Source organism: Halomonas sp. BC04 (genome assembly GCF_000568385.1).
Genome location: NZ_AZQX01000128.1, coordinates 1 through 5,769, shown reverse-complemented (window position 1 = coordinate 5,769; position 5,769 = coordinate 1). Strand labels below are relative to the sequence as shown.

Genomic DNA, 5,769 nt, shown 5'->3' with positions numbered 1-5,769 from the left:
TCGACGAATGCGACCCGCAGCCGGAGCGCACCCTGCCCCAGCGTGCCGGACGGCTCTCGGCGCTGGTCTATACCCGTATCAGCCAGGCCTGGCCCCACCTGGTCAGCTACACGGCCTACCGGCTGGAGTGCGGCCTGCGCTCCAGTGCGGTGATCGGTTTCGTCGGCATGCCGACCCTGGGCTTTCACCTCGCCGGCGCCTTCGCCCAGGGTCACTACGGCACGGTGGGGGCCCTGCTGCTGCTCTTCTATGCGCTCATCGCCAGCCTGCGGCTATGGGCGAGGCCACGGCTGCTGCCTGTCTACCTGCTGGCCTCACCCTTCCTGCTGGGCACCGGCCTGCCGATCATGTGGAGCAATGTCTCGCGCTTCTTCACCCACGACATCGTGCCGGCGCCGTTGCGCCGCGGAGAGGGGCTCGAGGGCCTCTGGCCCTGGTTCAGTGATCTTCTCCTGGGCCAGGCCCTGCCCGGCATCTGGAACACCCTGCTGCTGACCCAGATCGCCTGGTGCTCACCGGGGTGCTGGCTATGGCGCTGTTTCCGCTGATCTCCCACCATTTCACCGGGCGTCACTTCAGCGGCCGGGTGCGCGGCGCCCTGGGGCATGGCGTGCTGGTGGTGATGCGCTCCACCCCCGAGTATTTGCTGGCCTTCATCCTGCTGCAGCTGTGGGGGCCCTCGATGCTGCCGGCGGTGGTTGCCCTTGCGCTGCACAATGGCGGCATCATCGGCCACCTGGTCGGGCGCCGCAGCAACGAGATCTCCCTGCGTCAGGACGCCCCAGGCGGCATGAACCGCTACGCCTACGAGGTGGCGCCACGGGTCTATGGCCCCTTCCTGGCGCTGCTCTTCTACCGCTGGGAGATCATCATGCGCGAGACGGCGATACTGGGCATTCTCGGTATCGCCACACTGGGCTTCTACGTCGACAGTGCCATCCAGGAACTGCGCTTCGACCGCGCCATGGTGCTCATCCTGATCACCGCGCTGCTCAACATCGGGGTGGATATCCTGGCCCGGCATCTGCGTGCCCGCTTGCACCTGAGCCACACGGCCCGCAGCGAGCCCTGAAGCGCATGGCAGGGGTGAACGCCCCCTTCAAACGGAGAGTGACATCCAGCCAGGACGGCATGATAGTGGCAAGTCTCGCAACCATCACCGTGACAGGGGGAACTTCATGGAACAGGGCAGCCCGCAAGCAAGCTTACGCGACCTTATCGAGCCGCTTCATCGAGGCAAGTTCTGGATGCAGCTCACCGGGGTGATGCTGATCCTGTCGGGAATCTTGACGGCCCTTTCCATTATCGGCCTGATCGTGGCATGGATCCCGATCTGGGCCGGCGTGGTACTGATGCAGGCCGCAGGCTCGGCTAGCCGTGTCTACAACAGCGGGGAGCCTGGCGAGATGAAAATTGCCATGGGCAAACTGAAGACCTACTTCACCATCTTCGGCGTACTGATCCTGATCTACCTGATTCTCGCCGTGGGTGGCATGGTCATCGGAATGGCCGGCATGAGCGGCATGATGGAGGGAATGGGCAGGATGGGTATGTAGCCGCCTCGGCGCCCATGCGAACACATCAGCGCGAACACAGGAGCACGACCGACACACAGCCCAATAGCTGAGTGCCGGCCTGGTTCGCTCAGGCTCACTCCTCGCGCTGCTCGAACTCTTCGGCGGTGCGGATCGCCTCTGCCTCGGTCTCGTGCTCCGAGATCACGACCTCGTTGCTGGGGTCCGTCTCGTCGATGACATGCCAGCCGGTAACCGGCAGGTTCATGTCCTCGGCATCACGGATCGGCTCCACTCGGGCTTGTTTCGGTCCGGTCTTGGGCATGCGGCCTCCTCGTTTCAGGAAAGTCTTGGCATCGACCGTGTCTCATCAAGCTAGCCTAGTGCCACCCACTTGCCAAACCACCCGATGCCGGACCGGAGGGCTCAGTCCGGCAGGTCGGTCACCGCGCCGGTGGAGGCGGAGCTGACCGTGCGAGCATACTTGGCCAGTACGCCACGGGTGTAGCGCGGTGCCGGCTGCTGCCAGGCGGCCCGACGCCGCTGCATCTCGCCGTCATCCACCGCCATCTCGATGGTATTGGCCTCGGCATCGATGGTGATGGTGTCGCCATTCTCCACCAGCGCCAGCGGCCCGCCATCGAAGGCCTCGGGGGACACATGGCCCACCACGAAGCCGTGGCTGCCGCCGGAGAAGCGCCCGTCGGTGATCAGCGCCACGTCGTTGCCCAGCCCCCGGCCCATGATCGCCGAGGTCGGGGTCAGCATCTCACGCATGCCGGGCCCGCCCTTCGGCCCCTCGTAGCGGATCACCACCACGTCGCCGGCTACCACGGTGCCGTCGTTGATGCGTGCCTGGGCCTCCTCCTCCGAGCCGAACACCCGTGCACTGCCGGTAAAGCGTGTGCCCTCCTTGCCGGTGATCTTGGCCACTGCCCCTTCGGGCGCCAGGTTGCCGTAGAGGACCCGCAGGTGACTCTCGGCCTTCAACGGCGCCGACAGCGGCGCGATGATCGACTGCCCCTCGGGATAGGGCGCCACATCCGCCAGGTTCTCGGCAAGCGTCCGGCCCGTCACGGTCAGGCAGTCGCCATGGAGCAGACCGGCATCGAGCAGCATCTTCATCAGCGGCTGGATGCCGCCGATCGCCACCAGCTCGCTCATCATGTAGTGGCCGCTGGGGCGCAGGTCGGCGAGTACCGGCACCCGCTTGCCGATCTCGGTGAAATCCTCCAGCGAGAGCGGCACGCCCACGGTATTGGCCATGGCGATCAGGTGCAGCACCGCATTGGTGGAGCCGCCCAGGGCGATGACCACGGTGATGGCGTTCTCGAAGGCGTCGCCGGTCATGATGTCGGAGGGCTTGATGTCCTGGGCGAGCAGCTCCAGCACCGCGGCACCGGCCGCCTCGCAGTCGTCCTGCTTGGCCTGGGAGACGGCATTCTGTGCCGAGCTCCCCGGCAGGCTCATGCCCAGCGCCTCGATGGCCGAGGCCATGGTATTGGCCGTGTACATGCCGCCGCAGGAGCCGGGGCCGGGAATCGCCTTCTCCTCGATCTGCTTCACCTGGATCAGGTCCAGATCGCCACGGGTGTAGGCGCCCACGGCCTCGAATACCGAGACGATATCGGTGTGTCCCTCGCCGGGCAGGATGGTGCCGCCATAGACGAACACGCTGGGGCGATTCAGCCGCGCCAGCCCCATCACGCAGCCCGGCATGTTCTTGTCGCAGCCGCCGATGGCCACCAGGCCGTCGAAGCCCTCGCAGCCGGCCACGGTCTCGATGGAGTCGGCGATGACCTCCCGCGACACCAGCGAGTACTTCATGCCCTCGGTGCCGTTGGCGATGCCGTCGGAGACGGTGATGGTATTGAAGATCACCCCCTTGCCGCCGGCCGCGTCGGCGCCGTCACTGGCCCGCTCGGCGAGGGTATGGATATGGCTGTTGCAGGGCGTGAGATTGCTCCAGGTGGAAGCGATGCCCACCTGGGGTTTCTTGAAATCGTCGTCGGTGAAGCCCACGGCACGCAGCATGGCTCGGCTGGCGGACTTGCCGACACCATCCACTACCGGGGCGGAGTGACGGCGGCGCGGATCCTCTGGCGTATCGCTCATGACGCTTCCTCATATCGTTGTTCAGGGGTAATAGAGAGAGGGTGGACCGCAGACAGGATGGCTGTCCATGCCTTGAGCCTACAGGATTGCCGGAAAGAGAGATGAAGGCTACACTCTATCGCATATTGCGATATGGAGATCGCCGTGCATATCATCACCCAGAAGCGAATCTGGGAAGCCAAGCAGAAGTGGCCTCAGGCAGCATCCGCACTGGACGCCTGGTATCGACTGATGAAGTCGAGCGAGCCACGCACCTTTGCCGAAATGAAGGCCCTGTTCCCGGCCACGGACAAGGTCGGTTCTCAACATGTCTTCGATATCGGGGGCAACAAGATTCGCCTGATTGCCATTGTGCATTATCGCTTCAGCAAGATTTACATCCAGCACGTGCTCGATCATACCGACTATGACAAGGGCAACTGGAAGGAGTCGAAATGACCAGTCTCGTTCAACAGGCAGCAGCCCACTGGCGCTTCGTGGCACCTCTGCTCAACGCACCCGAGTCCGAGGAGGATTATGACGCCCTTGTCGAGGCGCTGGACGAAGTCCTGGCGCTGACCGGTGACGACGAGGAACACCCCCTGGCGAGCCTCGCCTCGCACATGGGCGATCTTATCGAGGAGTACGACAACGCTCACCGTCCGATGCCGGAGGTCAGAGGAGCCGACATGCTCCGCCACTTGATGCAGTGGCATGGCCTCGACCAGTCGAGCCTGCCGGAGGTCGGCACCCAATCGGTTATCTCCGAGATCCTTTCCGGCAAGCGGCATCTGAACGTCCGCCAGATCAAGGCCCTGACACAACATTTCGGACTGCCTGCCGACCTCTTCCTCGACTGAGTTTCTGCCCACCCAAGCCCGGAGGAGGCATTGTTACTGTTCTCTGGTCAGCCCACTCAGCGCGGCTGCACGGCGTCGTGGAAGGCACGCTCCTTCGCCACGGTATCGCGGAAACGCTCGGCCAGGCGGGCGAAGGCGGCGTCATCGAGCGCCGCTGCCTCCTCGTCCAGGCGGCGGCGCAGCCAGGCCACGAACTCCTGGAAGGCGTGATTGTCGTGCAGGCCGATCCACTCCCCCATCAGCGGATGCAACCCGTCTACGGGGGTCACGCGCAGCGCCCACTCGAGATAGACCCACTCGGTGACCACCAGCACCGCCAGGATCTCGGCGTAGCGGCCGCCCTGGCCGGTATCGCGCAGCAACTCGCGAAAGGCCAGTGTCTCCGGCAGGAAGTCCGGCGCCTCGCGCTGGGCCACCGGCACATCAAAGGCCTCGAAGGTGCGCTGGAAGGTGCTGTTCTCGTCGCTGGTCAGCATGCCCATGAACTGTCCCAGTACCACCCGGTCCGCCATGCTCGGCGCCTGGCCGATGGCGTGGCCGATCAGTGCGGTGAAGGGATCGACGAAGCCGTAGTCCTGCACCATGTAGGCGGCGAAGTCGTCACCCGACAGCCGTCCCTCGGCCAGGGCGTCGAACAGCGGGTGGTTCACGGTGGCCGACCAGTCCGGCTCGCTGATCTCGCGCAGCCAGTCGGTGATGCGCGCCGATTCGCTGCCGGCGGCCCAGGCGTTCCAGTCAGAGCGTGTCGTCATCAGGCGTCTCCCTTGCTTGCCAGGTGAAACTTGGACCCCGGGCGCAGCCAGGCGATCAGCAGGCTGGCCAGGTGGAGGCGACCAGCGCCCCCAGGAAAGGCGCCAGGGTCGGAATGCTGTCCGGGAAGCTCGCCGCTAGGATACCGGCGGCCAGGCTTCCCTGGCTTATCCAGCCCGGCAGGATAGCACCGAGCAGGCCCGCCACGCCGCCGGCCACCGCCGCCAGCGGTGACATGCGCCGCCACAGGCCCAGCAGCACCGGCACCACGATGGCCGCGCAGAGCAGGTCGGCGATCAGGAACAGGCGCAGCACCGAGAAGCCTGCAGGGCCACCCAGATCACCGGCAACATCAGCGCCACCGTGACCAGCCGCGCCCCCCGCACCGAGAGACCGCGCCGCCCGGCGCTGGCCACCGACATGGAGGCGATGGCGTTCTGCAGGGTATCCACGCTGGAGGCCACCAGGGTGACCGCCAGCACCAGGGCCGGCAGGCCCAGCCAGGCCGGCGCGGCGGAGAGCAACGCGAAGAAGGGAATCGGCGGCTCGCC

At 65.6% G+C, this 5,769-nt stretch carries 8 protein-coding genes and 1 pseudogene; 5 read left to right on the top strand and 4 right to left on the bottom strand.

Annotation, left to right across the window (positions count from 1 at the left end; genetic code table 11):
• From Q427_RS33670 to Q427_RS09040, 3 genes are all read left to right on the top strand, one after another.
• Positions 1-548, top strand: a 548-nt coding sequence (locus Q427_RS33670; RefSeq protein WP_442905469.1) for a PhnE/PtxC family ABC transporter permease, incomplete at its 5' end; no start/stop codon positions are given.
• Positions 530-1,072 carry a PhnE/PtxC family ABC transporter permease gene (locus tag Q427_RS33665; RefSeq protein WP_231613575.1) on the top strand — a complete coding sequence of 181 codons (543 nt, stop codon included), beginning with the start codon at positions 530-532 and terminating at the stop codon, positions 1,070-1,072. The genes Q427_RS33670 and Q427_RS33665, both read left to right, overlap by 19 nt.
• A 106-nt stretch (positions 1,073-1,178) precedes the next feature.
• Positions 1,179-1,556: a DUF5362 family protein gene (locus Q427_RS09040; RefSeq protein ID WP_043513126.1), complete on the top strand. Its 378-nt coding sequence runs from the start codon at positions 1,179-1,181 to the stop codon at positions 1,554-1,556.
• Positions 1,557-1,650: 94 nt separating this feature from the next.
• Here the strand turns inward: Q427_RS09040 and Q427_RS09035 are convergent, their stop codons facing one another.
• Both Q427_RS09035 and ilvD read right to left on the bottom strand, forming a co-directional pair.
• The gene (locus Q427_RS09035; RefSeq protein ID WP_043513123.1) at positions 1,651-1,839 is read right to left on the bottom strand and encodes a hypothetical protein; all 189 of its coding nucleotides are present in this window, start codon (positions 1,837-1,839) and stop codon (positions 1,651-1,653) included.
• Positions 1,840-1,940: 101 nt separating this feature from the next.
• Positions 1,941-3,629: a dihydroxy-acid dehydratase gene (gene ilvD, locus Q427_RS09030; RefSeq protein ID WP_043513122.1), complete on the bottom strand. Its 1,689-nt coding sequence runs from the start codon at positions 3,627-3,629 to the stop codon at positions 1,941-1,943.
• A gap of 144 nt (positions 3,630-3,773) precedes the next feature.
• Between ilvD and Q427_RS09025 the strand changes: the two genes are divergently transcribed.
• Positions 3,774-4,067 (top strand): type II toxin-antitoxin system HigB family toxin, encoded by a 294-nt coding sequence (locus Q427_RS09025; RefSeq protein WP_043513129.1) that lies wholly within the window; start codon positions 3,774-3,776, stop codon positions 4,065-4,067.
• Positions 4,064-4,468, top strand: coding sequence for a helix-turn-helix domain-containing protein (locus Q427_RS09020; protein WP_043513119.1), 405 nt, complete (start codon positions 4,064-4,066; stop codon positions 4,466-4,468). Before Q427_RS09025 ends, Q427_RS09020 begins: the two co-directional genes overlap by 4 nt.
• Positions 4,469-4,524: 56 nt before the next feature.
• Here the strand turns inward: Q427_RS09020 and Q427_RS09015 are convergent, their stop codons facing one another.
• Positions 4,525-5,220, bottom strand: coding sequence for a TenA family protein (locus tag Q427_RS09015; protein ID WP_043513116.1), 696 nt, complete (start codon positions 5,218-5,220; stop codon positions 4,525-4,527).
• Positions 5,220-5,769 (bottom strand): annotated as a pseudogene (locus Q427_RS29930) (sodium:solute symporter); the annotation flags it as partial. The pseudogene Q427_RS29930 and the gene Q427_RS09015, both read right to left, overlap by 1 nt.